This is a genomic window from uncultured Thiodictyon sp. (genome assembly GCF_903946935.1).
GTDB lineage: Bacteria > Pseudomonadota > Gammaproteobacteria > Chromatiales > Chromatiaceae > Thiodictyon.
In genome coordinates this window covers 1-20,291 of record NZ_CAJAXH010000169.1, presented here as the reverse complement: position 1 = coordinate 20,291, position 20,291 = coordinate 1, and the positions used below count along the sequence as shown (strand labels likewise).

Sequence of the window (20,291 nt, the reverse complement as noted above, 5' to 3'; positions counted from 1 at the left end):
CTTGGTGCGCCGCACCAGCTGGGCCGCGTCGAATTTCGTCACATCAACCCCAGACCCGGAATCCCTCGTCATTTCCCGCCAGGACTGGCAATGCGTGCTGGATCAACTGGCCTCGACTCCCTGAAATGGCCAAAGTCGAGCCAAATCCGAACGCCACTATCCAATGTCTGACCGCTCTGCATATCTTCGGAGAGTACCACGCGGCAACCATGCCGCTCAGCGGATGCCAGGATGAGCGAGTCATAGAAGCTATATTGGTAGCGGGACGAGATGCGGACGGCGCTCATGGTGTCGATAAAGTCCAACGGCATAATCGGCAGCAGCCCTTGAATTTCAGTGAGCGTGGACTCGATCTTAGTATACGAGGCCGGGAACTTCCGGCGAGCCACGTTGCAAAATTCGTTCAACACCTGAGCGCTCGCAATGGCCCGTCCACTCTCAAGCAGGTTGGCGGCAATTCGGCGTTTTTCGATATCCTGATCGGAGTAGCGGTATAAAAGAATATTCGTATCGAGGAAGTACTCAACGCTCATTCGCTTCCTCGCGGTTGAAGCGATAACCTTCCAGGTTTAGCCGGAACTCGCCCAGCGGTGCGGAGTTGGGCCGGCGAATGAAGGCGCGAAGCTCGTCGAGGATCTGCTCGTCGGTATGCGCGGGAAATAGCTCGATGTTGACGCCGCCACGCTGTTCCATCTGGACGCCTACGCGAAAGTAGTGAACGAGGTCCAGAATCTCGGCAAGCTTACCGTCTGGAATCTGGTGAAGCTCCTGCTTCAACTGCTCGCGGATCGGGTTTGCAGTAACCATGTCGGGTCTTTTCTGCTTGTGCTGAAGTGTCTTTTTTAAGTTTACGCCAAGGGGCCGGGGCATCCAAGCGCCGCGTGGCCTGCGAAATCCAGCCCAACGGCAGACAGAGCAACGTGAAGACCAGACCCTCACCGGGAAGGGGCCACGGAAAAGCGGCCAGGCTCGCTTTCTAAGCGCCTGACGGGGCATTCGCCCCGCCAACAATGTTACTAACTCTCTAATAAAATTGGGTTTACGCCTGACTCGGGCCTGTCTGACGCGCGGATTTGCGGGCATGTGGGTATTGATCCAGGCGTCAGTGGTGCGACACTGGTTCGTCCGCAATCGGAGCCTTTGCGCGATCACTCGGCGCTGGGCGTCATCGATCGCCTGTACGTGTTGTCACCCTCTTTGCCCACCGAGCGCAGTGACTGGATTGAAATCCCGGTGCCCGCGCCCAACAGCGAGGAACTGTTTCTTGCAGCCCGTAGGGTCCGCTGCGCGGACCGATGACCACGCGCTGCGCGTCCGCTGAGGCCGCCCCACCCCAGGGTCACTCCCGGTCAATACTCCTGCGGCAACTCTTTCAGATCGGCCCAGGAATAGACCGGGCCTTTGGTACAGACATAGTCCTTGCCGACGTTGCACCGGCCGCATTTGCCGATACCGCACTTCATCTTATTCTCGACGGTGGTGTAGATCTGCTCGTCCTGGAAGCCCAGGGCATGGAGGTTCTTGATCACAAACTTGATCATCGCCGGGGGACCGCAGGTGATGGCGATGGCGTCCTCGGGCGATGGCTCCTTTTCCATCAGGTTGGCGGGTACGAATCCGCAGTATTCCTCCCAACCGTCATCCGGACTATCCACCGACAGGTAGACCTCGGCCGTGCCGCGGAGCTTTTCGAGCTCGGCGCGATACATGATGTCGCGGGGACTGCGTCCGCCGTAAAAGACCGTGATGCTGCCGAAGTCCTCGCGCTTGGTGACCGCGGTCTGGATCACCGGCCAGATCGGCGCCAGCCCGCAGCCGCCGCCGATGAAGACCAGATGCTTGCCGTGCCAGTCATTCACCGGAAAGCTGTTGCCGAAGGGGCCACGAATCCCGACCTGGGCGCCAACGGCCAGTTCATGAAAGGCGGAGGTGACCCGCCCGGCGCGCATGATGCTGAACTGCTTGTAGTCATGGACCAGCGGCGAGGAGGCGATGGAGATCATCGACTCGCCCCGACCGAAGATCGAGAGCATCGCACACTGACCGCACTTGTGAGTGAAACCGTCCCCGTCGATGAATTCGAGCCGGAAGGTCTTGATGGCGCGCTCGCCCGGCACCTCCTCATGGATAGCGACCACGCGCGCCAGTTGCGGCAGATAGATATTGCCCTCCATCCTGTCTCTCCCCGCTGCTTTAGCTGTCGGCCGGTGGCATGGCGGCGGCCTCGGCGGCCACCTGATTGACCACGGCAATGATATCGATCCCGACCGGGCAGGCGATGATACACCGGCCGCACCCGGTACACTGAAAAACGCCGTGATTTTCAAAATAATACAGGAACTTGTGACTGACCCGCTGGCGCAGCCGGGCACCGAGGTCGGCCCTGGGGTTGTGCCCCGAGGTGTGCATGGTGAAGTCGGGAAACTGGCAACTGTCCCAGGTCCGCACCCGGCTGCCGCACACCGGGGACTGGCTGGCCACCTCGTCGTTGATATCGAAACAGTGACAGGTGGGGCAGAGGAAGGTGCAGATGCCGCAGCCGATGCACGGCTGGGCCAGGCGCTCCCACAGGGCCGATCCGAAACCGGCCTTCAGGCGCTCGGGCACTGCCTGCGGCGCGGCGACCGCGCGTTGGGGATGCGCCAGCGCCGCGAGCCGCCGCTGCTGCGCCTCGGCGCGGTCATCCGCGCCCGCCTCGGTCAGCACCCCCTGCCCTGCCGTCATCAGGGTCTCGCCAACCGGGGTCAGCGCCCGCACCAGGTAGCGGTCACTCAAATCGATCATCAACACGTCCAGCCCCGCCTCGCCGAAGGGCGAGCCGCCAACGGATGTGCAGAAACAGTGGCGGCTGGGCGGGCTGTTACAGGCGAGCCCCACATAGGCCAAGGTGCCGCGGCGCGCCTGGTAATAGGCGTCCGGGGCCTCCTCGCCGAAGACCTGGTCCAGGTGCGTGAGACCCTGGCCGTCGCAGGGGCGCACACCAAACACCAACCGGGGCCCGGGTCGTGGGACCAGCGGGGTCAGCCGGGGCTGGCCGTCCGGGGTCTCGTCGAAGGTGAAGAAGACCTCCCGCTGGGGAAAGGACTGGCCCTTGGGCGGCTGCACCGTGTTGGGGTGCCCCAGGGTCAGGCTTGCCTCACCGCCCGCGACCGGGCGATAGGCCCAGAGACCATCCTGCATCGCCGGGGCGAGGACGGTCCAGTCGGCGAGCGCGGCGACCCATGCGCCGAGCCGGCCCTTATCGAGTATTCGCTCCATGGGGCTACCTGATGAAGTCATTGGGGTCGTCGTCGCGGAAGGAAGCCAGGAGCGCCGCCACCTCGACGCTGGCACCGGGTTCATAGCCGAAGCGCTCGCGCGATTCCCGCTCCATCTTGGTATTGAGCAGGCGCAGCGGTATGCGCACGGGACAGACACGCTCGCATTCGCCGCAATCGATACAACGGCCCGCCAGGTGCAGCGCCCGGGTCAGGTGATAACCGATGTTATCCGAGCGGCTGGCCGAACGCTCGATCCAGCGCAGGCGGTTGGCCTTCTCCTGCGCGGTGGTGTCGGGCGTCACCGTGAAGGAAATGCTGTCCACCATGCATTCCTCGCAGTAGCACATCGGACAGACGCTGCGGCAGGCGAAACAGCGGATACAGCGATCGAACTGCCGGGACCAGAAGTCCCAGCGGGCCGCGGCCGAGTCCGCCGTCTGTTCGAATCGTTGCAGTTCGGCGAAGGGGTCGGACATGGTCGGGGCCGATGCCGTGCCGCGCCGCTCCTGCTCGCGCGGTTCCTTCCCGAGCAAGGTGTCATGGACCTTGGGACAGGGATTGCGGCACTCCAGGCAACGCTCGGCCATCACCCCGGCGGCCGGTAGCCGCCACTGCTGGTGCTGGGAGGACAGCACGAACGCGTCACCCTCAAAGTCCACCGCCTCCAGCGCTTGCGGGTCGATCCCCTCGGCGGCGCCGGCCAGCTTGCGCTCATCGAGCATGCCGCTGGATTCGCAGGAGAGGCCGATGATGTACACCTCATCGCGCTGGACATAGTTCTCCTGCATCAGTACCACGATGGCGCGGGCGTCGCAGCCCTTGGCCAGGATACCGATCGGCCGATCCGTCGACTCGCGTAGCGCGCCCCGGCGCCGGCGGTCCTGGACCAGGTACAGGGCCAGGTTGTGGACGCAGGAGGGGTCCCACACCAGGTCCTGCGCCTCCTCGGGCCGCGTGATGACGACCGGCTCGGCGGCCCAGCCGCGCGAGCCGCGCCGATACCCGATCACCGCGCGCACCTGACCGCCCTCCAGCAGGTCGCGCGCGCGGGTGCGAAGTTCCTCCGGATCGATCACGGGCGTTGCCCCTGTAACTTATCCTGGGGCCCCAGTGGCCTCAGGTCGGCGACGAAATCGGTAATGACCTGGGCAAACTTGGCCCCCTCGGCGGCGGATACCCAGGACATCCGAAAGCGCTCCGGCTCCAGCCCGATGAATTCCAATAGCTCTTTCACCAGAAACAGCTTGCGGCGGGCCAGATAATTGCCTTCGAGATAGTGACAATCCCCGAGATGGCAACCGGAGACCAAGACCCCGTCGGCCCCTTTGCGAAAGGCGGTCAGGATGTATTGCGGCGAGACGCTGCCGGAACACGGCACCGTAATCGGCGTCGCATTGGCCGGGTATTGGATACGCGATACCCCCGCGAGGTCGCTGCCCGCGGACGAGCACCATTTGCACAGAAATGCGACGATCCTGGGCTCGTAGGGTGTCTTGGGGTCTTCTGCCATGGTATACCGGTCAATAGAGTTGCAGCGGACCTGGTGCCCGCGAATGAACGCAATGGGATAGGCAACGCCCTACACCCGCAGCACCGCCTCAATCATCTCTTTCATCTGCAAGGGCGACGAGTTCTTGACCTGGATGGCGGCACGCAGACAGGAGGCCACACAGCTACCGCAACCCTCGCACAGCACATCCGTCACCACCGCCTTGCCCTGGACCAGACGGATCGCATCGTAGGGACAAGTATCGACACACATCCGACAGCCGGTGCAGAGCCGGGACCGCACCTGGGCCACGGTGGGCGCATGACTGAGTCGCGGCTGGGACAGCAAGCCAATCGCCTTGGCGGCCGCGGCGCTGGCCTGGGCGACCGTCTCGGGGATGTCCTTGGGTCCCTGCGCGGTGCCGGCCAGAAAGACCCCGGCAGTCACGCTTTCCACTGGCCTGAGCTTGGGATGGGCCTCGGCCAGAAAACCGTCCTTGTCGCGGCTGATCTTGAGCGTCTTCGCAATGGCCGCGGTGCCGGCGGACGGCTGCATGGCCAGGGCCAATACAACCAGATCGGCTTCGATCTCCACATTCTGCCCCGACAGCGTATCGGTGCCGAAGACCCGGACCTTATCCCCGTCCTGGTAGACCCGCGAGACGCGCCCGCGCAGATACATGACCTCATCCTCCTCCATGACCCCCTGCACGAACTCCTCGTAGCCCTTGCCACCGGATCGGATATCGATATAAAAGACGTAGGCGCGACCGTCCGGGACCTGATGCTTGAAGAGCTTGGCATGCTTGGCGGTATACATGCAGCAGATCTTGGAGCACCAGGCGCAGTGGCGTGCCGGGTCGCGCGAGCCGACACATTGGATGAAGACCACGTCCTTAGGCGCCCGGTGATCGGATGGGCGCAGTATCTTGCCCTTGGTCGGTCCGGAGGCCGAGCAGAGCCGCTCGTACTGTAGACCATCGAGCACGTCTTCGATCGCGCCCAGGCCATACTCGCCGAGTTGCTCCTGACCGTAGAGATCGAAGCCGGTGGCCACCACGACCGCCCCGACCTGCTCCACCACCGTCTCGGGCTTGCGGTCGTAGGTGATCGCCCCGGCCTCGCAGACATCCCGGCACTTGCCGCAGACCACTGGATTGAGCCCGAGACAACTCGACTCATCCAGGGTATACGTGGCCGGGATGGCCTGGGGGTAGGGCATGAAGATGGCACGCCGCGCACTCAAACCCAATTCGTATTCGTTGGGGACTACCACCGGACAGACCTGGGCACAGTCATCGCAGAGCTTGCACAGGTCGGGGTCCACAAAGGCGGCCTGCCGGCGAATCTTGACCTGGAAATTACCCACGTAGCCCGAGACCTTTTCCACCTCGCTGGATACCATCAGGGTAATCCGCGGGTGCCGCGCCACCTCGACCATCCGCGGGGACAGGACACACTGAGAACAGTCGAGGGTCGGGAAGGTCTCCGACAGGCCCATCATGCGCCCCCCGATGGTCGCCTGGCGCTCCACCAGCAGGACATCTAGACCCGCCGCGGCCAGGTCGAGCGACGCCTGAATCCCGGCGATACCCGCGCCTACCACCAGGACCCGCCTGGTCACCCCGGTGTCGATGGGCTCGAGTGGACGGCTGCGTCCGAGCCGACGCACCGCGACGCGCGAGATGCGGATCGCCTTCTCGGTCGCCTCACCCGGGTCCCGGTGTACCCAGGCGCATTGCTCTCGGATGTTGGCAATCTCGCAGTCGAAGGCGTTGAGCCCAGCCGCCTTGGCATTCTCACGGAAGGTGCGTTCGTGCAGATTCGGGGAACAGCAGGAGACCACCACGCCGTCGAGCGCGTTTTCCTTAATCGCCGCAATGACCGCGTTCTGACCCGGGTCCGAGCACATATAGGCATGGTCGCTGGTACACACCACGCCGTCCTCGGCCGCCATCACCGATGCCACCTGCGCGACGTCGACCGTGCCGGCAATATTGTTGCCGCAATGGCAGACGAAGACGCCGATCCGCTTACCGCTCATGGTGCTGGGGCCTGCGCTTCCCGCAACTGGACGCCGTGTTCATAGCCCTGCTCGAAGGACTTGATGTTGACCTTCAGGAAGCGGTCCGGAACCAACCCGGGGAGTGCCCGTTTCATCGCCTCGGCGGTGACCACCCCGGTGACCGCGGTAAAAAAGCCCAGAGCGACCAAGTTAGTGAACAGGCGGTTGCCGAGCGACTCGGCCACCCGGGTCGCCGGGACGCGCCACACCTGCAACCGCGGGTCATGGCCGCCGAGCTTCACCAGGTCCTCCTCGACGATCAGGGTTCCGCCGTGACCCAGCTCCGGGTGATACTTGTCATAGGCATCCTGCGACAGCGCCATCAGCACCGTCGGGGCCGTGATATAGGGATAGAGCACCCGCTGCGCCGACACCACCAACTGGGCGGAGCAGGCGCTGCCCCGGGCCTCCGGACCGAAGCTCTGGGTCATGGTCGCGAACTTGTCGTCGTAGAGCGCCAAGGCCTTGCCGGTGATCAGGGCGCAACGGATGATGCCCTGCCCGCCGAAACCGGAGAAACGGATCTCGGTGGTACTCATCAGGGGTGTCCGCTCGTCACTGGGTGCTCGGCCTTTTTCGCCTCCTCGGCCTTTTTTTCCGGCTCCGTCTTGCCATAGAGCTGGTAATCGTCACCGATCAGTTTTGCGTTGCACCGCGTCACCGCATCCAGATAGGTGGGCTTTGGGCGATCGACGAACTTGCCCACCGCGATCTTGCCCTGCAACTCGATGGCCGTCTCACGGGTATCGATACCGTGGAGTATCTCTGAATTGCTCTGGTAGTATTGCAGCGCATCCACCCCGTCGCCCAGCCGGTTGCGCCGCAGATAGAGCGTCGTACAGGGGGTGATGACCTCGATGAATGAGAACCCGCGCCGGGTCAGCGCCTCCTCCACCGACTGGGTGATGTTGCGCGCGTGCAGCGAGGTCCAGCGTGCGATATAGCTGGCCCCGCAGGCGTCCGCCAGAAACGGCAGGGTCAGCGGGTATTCATAATTACCGTAGGGCGTAGTCGATGCGGTGGCCGACCCCGGGGTGGTCGGTGTCACCTGGCCGCCGGTCATGCCGTAGGTAAAGTTGTTGATACAGATCACCACCAGGTCCATGTTGCGCCGCGCGGCGTGAACGAAGTGATTGCCGCCGATACTCATCAGGTCGCCATCGCCACTGATGACGACGACCGTGAGTTCCGGGTTCGCCAGCTTGAGCCCGGTCGCCACCGGGATGGCCCGACCGTGGGTCGCATGAATCGAGTCGAAATTCACATAGCCCGCGACCCGCCCGGAACAGCCGATACCGGATACCACGACCAGTTTGTCCTGATCGATGCCGCTGCGCAGCACCGCATCGACGAAGCAGGTCACCACCGACCCGATCCCGCACCCGGGACACCAGATGTGAGGCATGCGCTCGGTGCGCAGCATGGCGCCGATGCGATCCTCGCTTGAAAACTCCGCAGACTGGGCGTTCATCGACAGGCCTCCTCAATCGCCTTGGTGATGACCTCGGGGTCATGCACCGCACCGCCGCAATGATTGACGCTCACCACCTGGCAGCGCCCGGCGGCACACCGTTCGACCTCACGGACCATCTGTCCGTAGTTGATCTCGGCGACCACGATCGCCCGGACCTGGCCGGCCAGTTCACGAATGCGCTGTTCGCAGAACGGCCAGACCGTGATGAGCCGCAAGGACCCGACCTTGATCTCCTTCTTGCGGGCCTCGGCCACGGCGCGCACCGCGATCCGCGAGGTGATCCCGTAGGAGATGACCACCACCTCGGCCCCTTCGACCTGGTCCTCCTCCAGCCGGATGATGTGCTCGGCGTTCCCGTTGATCTTCTCGATCAGGTGGGTGACGACGACCTGATTCTGCGCCGGTGTCATCAACGGATAGCCACGCTCATCGTGAGTCAGGCCGGTGACGTGAAAGCGATACCCATCCCCGGCACGCGTCATCGGATGCCCGCCCTGGCAATCGAAACGATACGGGCGGAAGTCCTCCTTGGGCCCAGTGAACAGGTTGCGCTCGACGACCTTGATCTGATCCGCCGGCGGGATCACGACCTTCTCATGCATGTGACCCACGGTCTCGTCGGTCATGATGAAGACCGGGGTGCGATAGGCCTCGGCCAGGTTGAAGGCCTCCACGGTGAGGTCGAAGCACTCCTGCGGGCTGTCCGGGCACAGGGCGATGATGTTGTAGTCGCCGTGGGAACCGAAGCGCGCCTGGAACATGTCCTGCTGGGCGGTGAGGGTCGGCAACCCGGTGGAAGGACCACCCCGCTGGACATTCGCCAGCACAATGGGGGTCTCCGTCATGGCCGCGAGGCCAATGTTCTCCATCATCAGTGAAAAGCCGGGGCCGGAGGTGACCGTCATCGCCTTCTGACCACCCCAAGCCGCCCCGATGAGCGCGGCGATGGAGGCGATCTCGTCCTCCATCTGGATGAACATGGCACCGACCTCCGGCGCCCGCTCGGCGAACCGCTCGGCGGTCTCGGTCGAGGGGGTGATCGGATAGCCCGCAAAGAAGCGGCAGCCGGCCGCGAGGGCACCCTCGGCGATCGCATGGTCGCCGTCCATGAAATGGGCGCCGGAATCGACCCCTCGCGGATCCGCATGTACGATATTCACTGCGCCAGTCGCTCCACTCGGATAGCAAAATCGGGACAAATCAGCTCACAGAACATGCAGTCCCGGCATTTCTCCGGGGCCTTGACGTAGGGCGGATGATAGCCCTTGGCGTTGAACTCGCTGGAGGTGTCCAACACATTCATGGGACAGAACTGGACACAAAAGCCGCAGCCCTTGCACAAGTTCTTGTTGATCAGGACCCGTCCCTGGACCGGCTGCAGGTTACCGAACAGCATAGCGGTGGTCTCAGAGTAGGCCGCGGGCGGTCAGCGGCGCCCGCGGGTCGGTCCGATGGCGTTCCAGCCGCAGCACCTCCTCGCCGCAGCCCAATGCCAACGCCATCAATTGGGTGAAATAAAAGACCGGCAGTGGCGCCAGATCGGGGTCGAGGCGGCGGGCGTCGGCCTGACGATCATCGAGATTGTAGGCGCAGAGCGGACAACTCATCACCACCAGGTCCGCACCATGACTCGCCGCCGAACCCATGATACGACGCGTGCGTTCGGCGATGATCCCGGGATCGGCGACCACCTGATAGGCCCCGCAGCACTCGGTCTTCAAGGGGAACGCCACCGGCGTGGCCCCCAGGGCCGCCATCAGGTCTTCCATCACCCGGGGCTGCTCGCTGTCGTCGATGGCCGCCTCGCGCGGGCGCACCAGGAGACACCCGTAATAGCAGGCGACCCGCAGGCCCGAAAGCGGACGCTCCACCCGTGCGGCCAACTGCTCGAAGCCGATACGATCCCGCAGCAATTCGAGCAGGTGCAGTACATCGAGGTCTCCACGATAGTCCGTCTGCTCCAGTGACAGGAATCCGTTCACCACCGAGAGCGCCTCCGGGTTTTGACGCAGATGCAGATTGGCCCGCTTCAACGTGCTGTAACACATGGCACAGCCGGTCATGAAGGCGTCGGCCCCCGCCTCCTTGGCGCGAATCAGATTGGTAATGGGGGCCATCCGATGGATCAGGTCGTCGGCCGCCAGGCCATGCACCGTCCCGCAGCAGTTCCAACGATCCAATTCCTTGACCTCAAGCCCCAGACGGGTACAGGCGGCAATGGTGGAATCATCGAAATTGACTGCGTGATTCTTGAGCGTACATCCCGGGAAGTAGCTAATCCTCATGGCTTTTGTTCCACTTTCAATCACCAGGCGGCAATCACGAGGTCAGCTTGCGCATGGCGCTGATCAAGGCAATGGGCGGCAGCGAGGCGAGGCGCTCGGCCGGGAGTGCAGAGACCTCAAGCCGGTCGTCGCGTCGGTTGGTGCGCAATACGACCTCCCGCACCGCCTCGATCACCTCGGCGATCCGCACGCCCTTGGGACAGCGGCCGTTGCACGTCAGGCACGACACGCAGGCCCAAATGGCCCGCGACCCACACAGCGTCTCGCCCAGTCCCAGTTGGGCCAAGCGGATGATCTGATGGGGGAGCAGCTCCATATGGTCAGCCATCGGACAGCCGGCCGAGCAGTTTCCGCACTGATAGCACGCGAGCAGGCGCTGGCCGCTCAACGCTTCGACCTGGTCCACGAAGCCGCGGCGCGACCGTTCGGGATAGATGCGTACTGGAACACTCATGGAAGCTCCGCGGTCCGGTCAGAACTTGGCATCCAGGCGAAACTCGGGCGCGTCGAGCCAGATGCCGACATTGAGCACGCTATCGAGTTGGGCTTGGAGAATGTCGTAATGGAAACGCTCTTCTTCCGCGAGTTCCTGCAAGAGCGCCCGCTGGTTTGGATCGGCGGCATGCTCAATGAGCCCGTTGAAAAAGGACAGGGCGCGCCGCTCCAGTTCCATCGCGATGCGCAAGGCCTGGGTATCGTCGGCGACCGCACCGTGGCCACGCGCCGCGACCGCGGCCTCCAGTTGGGCAATGACCGGAGATTTTTGGGTGTTCGCCGCCTCTTCGGCCGCGAGCTGCTCCCATTCGGAGACGCCGACCAGGTCGGAAAACAAGGCACCTAGCTCTTCAAAATGGTTCTGCTCCTGATCGGCCAGACGCAGAAACATCCGCTTGCCGCTCGGGTGCGCGGTGACACTGGCGGCCTGGCGGTAAAACGCCCGTCCATCCAGTTCCAGCCGGAGCGCACTGCGGATGAGGCCGATCAGGGCATCGCTTGGGCGAGGGTTCATCATGCCGGTTACCCCAGCTCCGGGTGCAAGCGATTGCGCAAACCCGTGGCACCTGGGTTGAGGCGGCCACGTTTCGCCCATTGACGACTCTGGACATCCTCCGGCGCGTAGGACGGCAACAGGACGGGGGTCACCAGCGCGGTGTCGATGCCCGCTGCCGCCAGCTCACGCTCATGTGCCTCTACATGGGCCATGGTCATGCGGCCTAGCTTGACCTCGGCGGCATAGGCCGCGGCGAAGCGACCCGCCCGTTGACCGAATACGTTGTAGTCCAGCACCGAGTTGCCCATCAGCCGGTTGCGCCCATGCACACCCCCACTCGCCTCCCCCGCGACATAGAGACCGGGGATGCTGGTCTCGCATTGGGCGTTGATTTCAACCCCGCCGTTCTGGTAGTGCAGCGAGGGATAGACGAGGATCGGCTCCTGGGTGATATCGATCTTGTAACGGAGGAACTTGTGGTGATGCGCGGCGAAATGGTGCGCGACGAATCCCGCACCGTGCAACTGATCGATGATCGGGATATCGAGCCAGACCCCGAGCCGACCCGAGGGGGTCTCGATCCCGCCCGCGTGGTGGCGGCATTCGCGGATGAAGGCCGAGGCCTCGATATCCCGCGGCTCCCGGGGAAAGACGAACAGCTCGCCGTCCTTGTTCAATGGCTGGCCGCCGGCGCCGCGCACCTTTTCGGTGACGAGAAAGCCCGCGATCTGCTCCGGGAAGGCCGCACCCGTGGGGTGATATTGCACCGAGTCCATGTAGATCAGCTTGGCCCCGGCGCGGTAGGCCATGACCAGCCCGTCGCCCGTGGCGCCATAATGATTGGTGGTATCGAAGCCGCGGATATGCAAGCGGCCGAACCCGCCGGTCGTGATCACGGTGGCCTTGGCCCTGACGATCAGGAATTCCTCGCTGTCGATGTTATACAGCACCGCACCGGCGCACCGCCCGGCATCATCGAGCAGCAATTCGACCGCGGGCATGAACTCCTGGACGGTGATGAGGTCAGGATGGTTGCGTACCTCGTCCATCAGCGTGCGCATGATCATCGCACCGATATGGTCGCGGCACGAGAGCATCCGCTTGCGCGAGGTCCCCCCGCCATGCAACACCTGGAGGCTCCCGTCCGGCTCCTTGTCCCAGACCACCCCCAGGTCCTCCAGCCATTGGACGATCTTGGGCGCATCCTCAGTGAGGGCCCGGACGAGTTCGGGTTTGTTGGCGAAATGCCCGCCCCCGATGGCGTCCAGATAGTGGCGGGGCGGCGAGTCGTCGCGCGCCACCGCGGCCTGCATGCCGCCCTCGGACATCATCGAATTCGCATCGCCGATGCGCAACTTGGTGGCAATGACGGAGCGCATGCCGTGCTCCTGCATGGCCACCAGCGCCGCGCTGCACCCGGCGCCCCCGCCGCCGATGATGAGCAGATCGGTCTCGATATCCGGGCGATCCAGATTCACCCGGTCGGAACGCAGCCATGAGTGCGACTCCAAGAGGTCCGCCACCTCGGTGGTCAGCACCTCGCCGCGATTGGGGCCGACGCGCACGGGTCGGCGGGCATCGGTTGCGAAATCGGGGTGAAACCCGTTCAGGACCGCGGTACGCTCGTCCGCGTTCATGGGCGGGAATACGGGGTCCGGGGTCTTCGCGAGGTCCAAACGCCGCGGGCGCGTCTGGGCGACCTTGCGCAGTGACTCGGCCATATAATCGGGATACATGTGGCGGCTCTCTGACTAGTCTTCGGCGTCGTCGTCTGCGGGCGCATAATAGCGCCGCGACAGGGCCTCGGGCGTCATCGCCATCAGGCCGCGATACTCCTCGTCAAAGCCCCCGGCCTCGATCGCCGCGATACGCTCGCCCAATTCCGGACTCTTCTTGCTGAGGTAGCGCCCATACAGGCGCTTGGCCAGTGTGGCCACTAAGGGCTGGGTGATCTCGGCGGGGCAGCGCAGCATGCAGAGCCCACAGGCGACACAGTAATAGGACAGGTCCAGGATCGCGGGGATGTCGCCCCGCTTGGCCGCCTGGACATAGTCCATGACCTTAAGATCCTGGGGACAGGAGCGGGTACAGGTATTGCACGCGACGCACCGGAACACCACTGGATAGGTCTGGGCAATGGCGCTCACGTCGGGCTTCAGGTCTGCAATCGAATAGATTGCCTTACCCGCCGGGACCGAAGGAATCTGGGTCAGGGTCATCCCGTCCTCGACCAGCGTGGTGCAGGCGAGCCCGGTGCGTACGCGATAGTCGTTGGCGACCCGGTAGATGGTCGCGCAGGCGCCGCAGTAACCCTCACGGCAGCCCGCGCCGCGGATGATCTGATGCCCGGCGTATTCGATGCCGCCCATGATGGTCGCGGTGGCCGGCACCTGGCAGGCCTGTCCCATGATATAGACGGTGACCATCTCCTCATGGGGCGCGTCATGGGACGCCTCATGGACAGATCGCGGCGCGCCCTGCCCTGAGGCAGGCGCCAGGTCGGCAGACCCGTCCGACGCGCAAGCAATCGCCATTCGTCTTACCCTCGCCCAGAAACCGAAAAGCGGTAGACGGTACGCCGACGCGCGCCGCCCAAGGATGCCGGTGATCGAAATACAGGTCTGACGGTCCGGGTGCGTGATACCCCGACGAGGTTAGACGTACTCAATACTCCGGTGCGAGAAATTGTAATAGTATTTGCCCCGTCCGAACAACTGTAGGCATAAAGATGTATTGCTGCGGTGCAATATGGTTTTCCGCAGACAGCGGGACGGGGGGGCGGTGGGAAGCCGTGCAGCCCGCAATGTTGAGATACCGGACAGGACTCCGGCTCAGGGCACGCCCTTTGAGTTGGATCTGCGCGCCATGCGCACGGATGGCGCGACGCTGGTCTTAATGGTCGTCGGCAATGTGGAAATCGGCACGGACAAGCGTGTGACGCACCTCTTTGGATATGTTCAGGACGTCACCGAACGCCACGTGGCCGACCGCGCCCTGCGCGCTAGCGAGCAAAGGTACCGCGCCATGATCGACGTCGCACCGGTGCCCTTTTTCGTGATCGGTGCGCAGCTGCGCATCACCTATCAGAACCGGGCCTGTTTCGAGCTGTTCGGCTATACGCTGGCGGATATTCCTACCCTGGTGGAGTGGTATGCGCTGGCCTATCCAGATCCCGACTATCGCCAATGGATCAAGGACCGCTGGTGGGAACGCACCGAGCTGGCCCGGCACAACGGCGGACGATTCGTGACGGTGCCGGAGGTGACCATCCGCTGCAAGAATGGCAAGGATCGCACCGTGCTGGTCGGGACAGCGGCACTTGGTTGCGCCTTCGCGGAACCCTTCCTGGTCAGTTTCTACGACGTCACCGACCTCAAACAGGCCCGCGAGGCGGCCGAGCAGGCGACCCGGGTCAAGTCCGAATTCCTGTCCAACATGAGCCATGAGATCCGCACCCCGCTCAATGCCATGCTGGGCCTGGCGCAATTGTTGGAGGGTGAGGCGCTGTCCGCCGAGCAGCGCCACCTGGTCCAAGGGCTGCGCGCGGCCGGGCGGTCCCTGCTCGGGCTGGTCAACGACATCCTCGATCTCTCCAAGCTCGAGTCCGGTCGGTTGCGCCTGGAGGTGCGGACCTACGCGCCGGCGGCGGTGCTGGCCCAGGTGACGAACCTCCTGGGTCAGCAGGCCCGGGCCAAGGGGCTCGACTTCCGGCTCGAGATCCCGGCTGGGCTCGCCCCCTGGCTGCGCGGGGACCCGCTGCGGTTGGAGCAGATCCTCGTCAACCTGGTCGGCAACGCGGTGAAATTCACTGAGCACGGCGGGGTGCTCATCCGGGTCAGCCAACAGGAGGTCGACACCCGGACGGTGCGTCTGCGCCTGGAGGTCCGCGACACCGGGATCGGGATCGGCCCTGAGCACCTGGCCATCCTGGGCACCCCCTTTACCCAGGCCGATGGGAGCATTACCCGCCGTTTCGGCGGCACCGGGCTGGGCCTGGCCATCAGCAAACAGTTGGTGCAGCGGATGGGGGGGCGCGTCGGGGTCGACAGCACCCTGGGGGTCGGTAGTACCTTCTGGTTTGAACTGCCCTGCGAGCGGGCCAGCGCGAACGACAAGCCGCCGGACCAGGCGCCGCCCGCCGAGCAGCCAGCCGGACCCTGCCTGAGCGGCGTGCATTGTCTGGTGGTGGATGACAGCCCCCTGAATCTGGAGGTGATCGAACGTGCATTGAGGCGCGAGGGTGCCCGCACGACCCTGGTCGCCGATGGCCAGCAGGCCCTGGACTGTCTGCGCGCCCACGCCCAGGATATCGATGCCGTGCTGATGGACATCCAGATGCCGGTGATGGATGGACTCACCGCGACCCGCGCGATCCGCCAGGCGCTTGGCCTGACCGCGCTGCCCGTGATCGCCTTCTCCGCCAACGTGCTGGCCGAGCAGCGCCAGCAGGCGCAGGAGGCCGGGGTCAGCGACTTCCTGGCGAAGCCCGTGGACCTGGATGACCTGGTCGCGGTGCTGCGCCGCTGGACCGATCCGCCACCGGCGGTTACGACCGGGGCCGCGGGGCCGGTCCCGACGCCGTCGCCAGGTCCGGCGGGGTTTCCGGACATCCCTGGCATTGATGGTCGCCGGGCGGCGCGCCTGCTCGACCGGGACTGGTCGTTCTTCCTGCGTCTGGCGCATCGGTTTGCCGCCGATTTCGCCGACGCAACCCGGCAGACGCAACAGGCCCTGGCGCGCGGCGACGTCATGGCGGCCACCCGACGGCTGCATACCCTGCGCGGACTCGCCGGGAACCTGGGCGCACTCGCACTGGCGCAGAGCGCCCAGGTGCTGGAGACCGCGCTCACCGACCCGCAGGTGGACCCGGCGCCGGCGCTGGCGGACTTCGATGCGCGGTTACGCGCCTTGCTCACCGCGCTGGCGCCCTGGCTGGACGGTGCAGCACCGGTGCCGGATGCAGACCCCCATGCGCCGCTGCACGAGGGCCGGCTCACCGCGCTCGGCGACGCCCGATCAGGGCATGATCTGGCGGCCCTGGATCTGTTCGAGCTTGAAGTCATGCCCGAGCGCCCCGCTGCCTGGATCCTGATCGTCGACGACGATCCCGTCAGCGTCGAGATCATGGCGCGGGCGCTCCAGCCCATCGGCCGGTGCGACTTTGCCTTATCCGGATCGCAGGCGCTGGAGCGCCTGGCCGCGGAGCGGTTGCCGACGCTGATCCTGCTCGATGTCATGATGCCCGGGATGGACGGTTACACCCTGTGCCGGACGCTTCACGCCGACCCGCGCCTGAAGGACATTCCGGTGATCTACGTGACCGCCAGCCACCATCCAGACACTGAGCGCAATGCCTTGGAGGCCGGCGCGACGGATTTCATCCACAAACCGATCAATCCGCCGGTACTGCGTCTGCGGGTTGGACTGCAACTGCAGTTGCGCGAGCGCGAGCAGGCCCTGCGTGACAGTGAAGCGCGCTTTGAACACCTCGCCCATTTTGACGCGCTGACCGGGCTGCCCAACCGCCTGCTGCTGGCCGACCGTCTGCACCAGGCCATGGCCCAGGCCCGGCGACGGGGGCAGGGCCTGGCGGTGGCCTATCTCGACCTGGATGGCTTCAAGGCCATCAATGACACCCACGGACACGCCGTTGGCGACCAGTTATTGGTGACCGTAGCCCACCACCTTAATCAGACCCTGCGCGAAGGCGACACCCTGGCGCGCCTCGGTGGCGACGAGTTCGTTGCCGTGCTGATCGATCTGGAAGGCAGCGACGCCAGTGTGCCGCTGCTCAACCGCCTGCTGGCCGCCGCCGCCGCACCGATCCCCCTCGGCGATCTCGTCGTGCGGGTCTCGGCCAGTCTCGGCGTCAGCTTCTATCCGCAACTGGAGGAGGTGGACGCGGATCAACTGCTGCGTCAGGCCGATCAGTCCATGTATCAGGCCAAGCTGACCGGCAAGAATCGTTATCATGTTTTCAACGTCGCAGAAGACCATCGCACCCAGGGTGAGCATGAGACTCTGGAACGTATCCGCCGCGCCCTGGCCGCACGCGAATTCGTGCTCTATTACCAGCCCAAGATCAACCTGCGCAGCGGGGCTGTCATCGGCGTCGAGGCCTTGATCCGCTGGCAACATCCGCAGCGCGGACGACTGCTCCCACGGGAGTTCTTGCCGGTGATCGAGGATGACCCGCTGGCGAGCGAACTCAACGAATGGGTCATCGAGACCGCACTGACCCAGATGGACATCTGGCAGGCGAGCGGACTCGATCTCCCGGTCAGCGTCAATGTCGGCGTTCGCCCGTTACAGCAGGCGGATTTTGTCGCGCGTCTGCGTGCCCTGCTGGCGGCCCATCCCGCGATCAAGCCGTCGAGCCTCGCGCTGGAGATCCTCGAAGTCAATGCGATGCGAGACCTGGCGCAGGTCTCCCAGGCCGTCGCGGACTGCCGCGAACTCGGGGTGAGTTGCACCCTGGACGATTTTGGCATCGGCTATTCCGCGTTGACCTATCTGAAACACCTGTGGGTCACCACGCTGAAGATCGACCGAAGCTTCGTCGGCGACATGCTCAACGACCCGGATGCCATGGCGGTCGTCGAGAGCATTCTGGGCCTGGCCAACGCCTTCTCCCGCCAGGCCAGCGCGGAAGGGGTGGAGACCCTGGAGCAGTGCGAGCGGCTGCTGCAACTCGGCTGCGAGCTGGCGCAGGGCTATGGCATCGCCCACCCGATGCCGGCCGATGCGGTCACCGGCTGGGTGGCCAACTGGCGGCCATCACCGCATTGGACCGACCTGCTCCCGGACAGCAGACGCAACTTGTCGCGCGACCCGCGCACATAGCGTTGGCCGGCCGCCGCGCGGCGATGCCTGCGCGCATGTCCAGCGGCACCCGCGGCCACTGAAACTCGGGCAGGCCCCGCGGGCACGGCCCCGATCACCGCTACCCCCTGCGCGTCGAGCCCAAACGTAGAGCGAGATGCCGTTGAGGAAGGCCACCATCGGCAGGCTGCCGACGTAGAGGCCCACCACCGGGCTGAAGTTGGCCAGTTGGGCATAGGCCACACCTACCGGCAGCGCTACGGCGGCCACCGACAGACCTCGCGGTTGGCGCGGTGGCCGGGGTTATGACCAAGGCCATGGAACCGGCCAGGCTGGAAGCCCTGAACTCGCAGGATCATGGCCTCGATGTTGTCCTGAATAAGCGCATCCGCCGCCCGACTCTTCAACATGGCAGAATAATATTCGCTCAGGATTTGGGTGCTGATGACGAAGCGCCGGCCATCATCAACCAGTACGCGCGCCAACGGCCCACGAATATCGTCCGCCTGCACCGTATGGGCGTAAACCCAGATATTAGTATCGACAAAGGCTTCAGCGCTCATGCAGCTAATCTCGGTCGGCGACGATTCGTCGATCCACTTGGACTACCCTGTAAGGCGGTAGCGAGTGCGCGGGGCAGGTGGCGCCTGGTCTGTCCAGTGCCGAGAGAACGACCCCGATTCGGCGATGACGCCACTCGCTAGCAGGCTGTCGGACTTAGTGATGCAACCGATTGAATGCAAAGAGTTTCCTCTTTTGCGCCAAAAAGTCGTTTTCCTGTTTAATCAATCGGTTACGCCATCAAGTCCGACAGGCTGCTAGGGATCGGCAACCGAATTTCATCGGGTGCGTCGTCATAGATCTTGCGTAGTGATTCTAATTGGATACTCCTAACCTGAACTGGATGTAACTGCAAATATCGCACATTTGTCGATCATGCTCCAGTTTGCAACATGCTCGACGGGCCCGGCACCGGCGGCGGCAACCATGTGACCTTAACGCCCGACGGTGCAGCGCACTACGCCTAGCCCAAAAACTCCAGCAACCCCAGCCCGAGGCTACCGAAGGGCAGGACGGCGGCCCTGATCAAGGGGTTTTCGGCGAAACGCTGAAAGGCGAAGTCGTGCATCGTCGTGAGCCGGCCGATCAGATACTCTAACTGCCGTTGACGGCCTAAGCTCGGGGCTTCCGCGAGACCCAGGTCCACCAGTTGGCTGCGGTAGTCAGTGAGCATCGCATCGCGCATCCGCCGGGCCGCACGCTGCACAATCCAGGCGGACAACAGCAAGTAGAAGGCCAGCACGACATAAGCCACCATGATACCGAGCGGCAGCTTGCCCGTATCGAACCAGGGCAGGCGCGCGGCCACCACCAGCAGCAGGGCCACGAGGGGATAGACCACGGCGCGCACCACCATGTCGGCGTAGCGCGCGACCACCCGCAAACTGATCCAGCGGTCCACGAAGCACACGTCAACCTTCAGCTCATTGACTGCATAGGACCGGCGGACCTCCTCGGGCCATAACAGACTGGCCTGGCTCAATTGCGCGATCAGTTGCCGGCCGCCGAACGCAATCTCCAGATAGGAAAAGACCAGCAGCGACAGGGCGAGTGTGCTGAAAATACGCAAATTCTGAGAAAGGCCGCGTAATTCATCACCCCTGAGCATACTGCTACTCCCGCCGCCACCGAGGGCCGGCAGCAGATTGAAGACGAAAAAGAAAAACAGCAGGGCGAGGAGTAATGGGCGGAGCCAGCGCCAACCATATAGCAGAATAATATGGCATCTGGACAAATTGAATTATAATAAATTTTTTTTATTTTTTTTCCGTTGACTGTCTATAATTTATGCAAGAGTTAAGCAAATTATCCGAGGTGGATCATGAAGCCGAGTTGGATGTCGGAT

At 64.0% G+C, this 20,291-nt stretch carries 19 protein-coding genes; 1 reads left to right on the top strand and 18 read right to left on the bottom strand.

From position 1 onward, the window contains the following. Positions 1 to 68 precede the first annotated feature (68 nt). The 16 genes from QZX93_RS15075 to QZX93_RS15000 all read right to left on the bottom strand — a co-directional run bounded on the left by QZX93_RS15075 (position 69) and on the right by QZX93_RS15000 (position 13,989). Positions 69 to 533 (bottom strand): PIN domain-containing protein, encoded by a 465-nt coding sequence (locus QZX93_RS15075; RefSeq protein WP_295391273.1) that lies wholly within the window; start codon positions 531 to 533, stop codon positions 69 to 71. Further along, positions 523 to 807 carry a hypothetical protein gene (locus QZX93_RS15070; protein WP_295391271.1) on the bottom strand — a complete coding sequence of 95 codons (285 nt, stop codon included), beginning with the start codon at positions 805 to 807 and terminating at the stop codon, positions 523 to 525. The genes QZX93_RS15075 and QZX93_RS15070 overlap by 11 nt, the downstream gene beginning before the upstream one ends. Before the next feature lie 542 nt (positions 808 to 1,349). After that, positions 1,350 to 2,174 carry an FAD/NAD(P)-binding protein gene (locus tag QZX93_RS15065; protein WP_295391269.1) on the bottom strand — a complete coding sequence of 275 codons (825 nt, stop codon included), beginning with the start codon at positions 2,172 to 2,174 and terminating at the stop codon, positions 1,350 to 1,352. 19 nt (positions 2,175 to 2,193) lie between these two features. Beyond that, entirely contained in the window at positions 2,194 to 3,258 is a 1,065-nt protein-coding gene (locus QZX93_RS15060; RefSeq protein ID WP_295391267.1) for a 4Fe-4S dicluster domain-containing protein, read from the bottom strand. 4 nt (positions 3,259 to 3,262) lie between these two features. Beyond that, on the bottom strand, positions 3,263 to 4,336 hold the full coding sequence (locus QZX93_RS15055; RefSeq protein ID WP_295391266.1) for a 4Fe-4S dicluster domain-containing protein: 1,074 nt from the start codon (positions 4,334 to 4,336) through the stop codon (positions 3,263 to 3,265). Then, positions 4,333 to 4,770, bottom strand: coding sequence for a hydrogenase iron-sulfur subunit (locus QZX93_RS15050; protein WP_295391264.1), 438 nt, complete (start codon positions 4,768 to 4,770; stop codon positions 4,333 to 4,335). Before QZX93_RS15050 ends, QZX93_RS15055 begins: the two co-directional genes overlap by 4 nt. 69 nt (positions 4,771 to 4,839) lie before the next feature. After that, positions 4,840 to 6,792, bottom strand: a complete 1,953-nt coding sequence (locus QZX93_RS15045) for a CoB--CoM heterodisulfide reductase iron-sulfur subunit A family protein (protein WP_295391262.1) — start codon at positions 6,790 to 6,792, stop codon at positions 4,840 to 4,842. Next, entirely contained in the window at positions 6,789 to 7,352 is a 564-nt protein-coding gene (locus QZX93_RS15040) for a 2-oxoacid:acceptor oxidoreductase family protein (RefSeq protein WP_295391260.1), read from the bottom strand. Before QZX93_RS15040 ends, QZX93_RS15045 begins: the two co-directional genes overlap by 4 nt. Continuing rightward, entirely contained in the window at positions 7,352 to 8,284 is a 933-nt protein-coding gene (locus QZX93_RS15035; protein WP_295391258.1) for a 2-oxoacid:ferredoxin oxidoreductase subunit beta, read from the bottom strand. The genes QZX93_RS15040 and QZX93_RS15035 overlap by 1 nt, the downstream gene beginning before the upstream one ends. Then, positions 8,281 to 9,447, bottom strand: a complete 1,167-nt coding sequence (locus tag QZX93_RS15030; RefSeq protein ID WP_295391256.1) for a 2-oxoacid:acceptor oxidoreductase subunit alpha — start codon at positions 9,445 to 9,447, stop codon at positions 8,281 to 8,283. The genes QZX93_RS15035 and QZX93_RS15030 overlap by 4 nt, the downstream gene beginning before the upstream one ends. Beyond that, positions 9,444 to 9,683 (bottom strand): ferredoxin family protein, encoded by a 240-nt coding sequence (locus QZX93_RS15025; RefSeq protein ID WP_295394718.1) that lies wholly within the window; start codon positions 9,681 to 9,683, stop codon positions 9,444 to 9,446. The genes QZX93_RS15030 and QZX93_RS15025 overlap by 4 nt, the downstream gene beginning before the upstream one ends. 10 nt (positions 9,684 to 9,693) lie before the next feature. Beyond that, on the bottom strand, positions 9,694 to 10,572 hold the full coding sequence (locus tag QZX93_RS15020) for a CoB--CoM heterodisulfide reductase iron-sulfur subunit B family protein (RefSeq protein WP_295391252.1): 879 nt from the start codon (positions 10,570 to 10,572) through the stop codon (positions 9,694 to 9,696). Between the two features lie 34 nt (positions 10,573 to 10,606). After that, positions 10,607 to 11,026, bottom strand: coding sequence for a 4Fe-4S dicluster domain-containing protein (locus QZX93_RS15015; RefSeq protein WP_295391250.1), 420 nt, complete (start codon positions 11,024 to 11,026; stop codon positions 10,607 to 10,609). 18 nt (positions 11,027 to 11,044) lie between these two features. Continuing rightward, on the bottom strand, positions 11,045 to 11,584 hold the full coding sequence (locus tag QZX93_RS15010; RefSeq protein ID WP_295391248.1) for a ferritin family protein: 540 nt from the start codon (positions 11,582 to 11,584) through the stop codon (positions 11,045 to 11,047). A gap of 5 nt (positions 11,585 to 11,589) precedes the next feature. After that, positions 11,590 to 13,299: an FAD-binding protein gene (locus QZX93_RS15005; RefSeq protein ID WP_295391246.1), complete on the bottom strand. Its 1,710-nt coding sequence runs from the start codon at positions 13,297 to 13,299 to the stop codon at positions 11,590 to 11,592. 15 nt (positions 13,300 to 13,314) lie between these two features. Beyond that, on the bottom strand, positions 13,315 to 13,989 hold the full coding sequence (locus tag QZX93_RS15000; protein WP_295391245.1) for a 4Fe-4S dicluster domain-containing protein: 675 nt from the start codon (positions 13,987 to 13,989) through the stop codon (positions 13,315 to 13,317). A 439-nt stretch (positions 13,990 to 14,428) separates the two neighbouring features. On the opposite strand from QZX93_RS15000, the gene QZX93_RS14995 reads away from it, so the two are divergent. Next, positions 14,429 to 18,406 (top strand): EAL domain-containing protein, encoded by a 3,978-nt coding sequence (locus QZX93_RS14995; RefSeq protein WP_295391243.1) that lies wholly within the window; start codon positions 14,429 to 14,431, stop codon positions 18,404 to 18,406. A 236-nt stretch (positions 18,407 to 18,642) separates the two neighbouring features. On the opposite strand, the gene QZX93_RS14990 is transcribed toward QZX93_RS14995, so the two are convergent. After that, the gene (locus QZX93_RS14990; protein WP_295391241.1) at positions 18,643 to 18,948 is read right to left on the bottom strand and encodes a hypothetical protein; all 306 of its coding nucleotides are present in this window, start codon (positions 18,946 to 18,948) and stop codon (positions 18,643 to 18,645) included. Between the two features lie 461 nt (positions 18,949 to 19,409). After that, positions 19,410 to 20,054, bottom strand: a complete 645-nt coding sequence (locus QZX93_RS14985) for a hypothetical protein (protein WP_295391239.1) — start codon at positions 20,052 to 20,054, stop codon at positions 19,410 to 19,412. Between the last annotated feature and the right edge of the window lie 237 nt (positions 20,055 to 20,291).

Excerpts from the sequence above, each read along its gene's own strand:
- QZX93_RS15060 (WP_295391267.1), bottom strand. The coding sequence starts at position 3,258 with ATGGAGCGAATACTCGATAAGGGCCGGCTCGGCGCATGGGTCGCCGCG.
- QZX93_RS15005 (WP_295391246.1), bottom strand. The coding sequence starts at position 13,299 with ATGTATCCCGATTATATGGCCGAGTCACTGCGCAAGGTCGCCCAGACG.
- QZX93_RS15000 (WP_295391245.1), bottom strand. The coding sequence starts at position 13,989 with ATGGTCACCGTCTATATCATGGGACAGGCCTGCCAGGTGCCGGCCACC.
- QZX93_RS15050 (WP_295391264.1), bottom strand. The coding sequence starts at position 4,770 with ATGGCAGAAGACCCCAAGACACCCTACGAGCCCAGGATCGTCGCATTT.
- QZX93_RS14990 (WP_295391241.1), bottom strand. The coding sequence starts at position 18,948 with ATGAGCGCTGAAGCCTTTGTCGATACTAATATCTGGGTTTACGCCCAT.
- QZX93_RS15015 (WP_295391250.1), bottom strand. The coding sequence starts at position 11,026 with ATGAGTGTTCCAGTACGCATCTATCCCGAACGGTCGCGCCGCGGCTTC.
- QZX93_RS15020 (WP_295391252.1), bottom strand. The coding sequence starts at position 10,572 with ATGAGGATTAGCTACTTCCCGGGATGTACGCTCAAGAATCACGCAGTC.
- QZX93_RS15010 (WP_295391248.1), bottom strand. The coding sequence starts at position 11,584 with ATGATGAACCCTCGCCCAAGCGATGCCCTGATCGGCCTCATCCGCAGT.
- QZX93_RS14985 (WP_295391239.1), bottom strand. The coding sequence starts at position 20,054 with ATGCTCAGGGGTGATGAATTACGCGGCCTTTCTCAGAATTTGCGTATT.
- QZX93_RS14995 (WP_295391243.1), top strand. The coding sequence starts at position 14,429 with ATGCGCACGGATGGCGCGACGCTGGTCTTAATGGTCGTCGGCAATGTG.
- QZX93_RS15025 (WP_295394718.1), bottom strand. The coding sequence starts at position 9,683 with ATGCTGTTCGGTAACCTGCAGCCGGTCCAGGGACGGGTCCTGATCAAC.
- QZX93_RS15035 (WP_295391258.1), bottom strand. The coding sequence starts at position 8,284 with ATGAACGCCCAGTCTGCGGAGTTTTCAAGCGAGGATCGCATCGGCGCC.
- QZX93_RS15070 (WP_295391271.1), bottom strand. The coding sequence starts at position 807 with ATGGTTACTGCAAACCCGATCCGCGAGCAGTTGAAGCAGGAGCTTCAC.
- QZX93_RS15045 (WP_295391262.1), bottom strand. The coding sequence starts at position 6,792 with ATGAGCGGTAAGCGGATCGGCGTCTTCGTCTGCCATTGCGGCAACAAT.
- QZX93_RS15075 (WP_295391273.1), bottom strand. The coding sequence starts at position 533 with ATGAGCGTTGAGTACTTCCTCGATACGAATATTCTTTTATACCGCTAC.
- QZX93_RS15040 (WP_295391260.1), bottom strand. The coding sequence starts at position 7,352 with ATGAGTACCACCGAGATCCGTTTCTCCGGTTTCGGCGGGCAGGGCATC.
- QZX93_RS15065 (WP_295391269.1), bottom strand. The coding sequence starts at position 2,174 with ATGGAGGGCAATATCTATCTGCCGCAACTGGCGCGCGTGGTCGCTATC.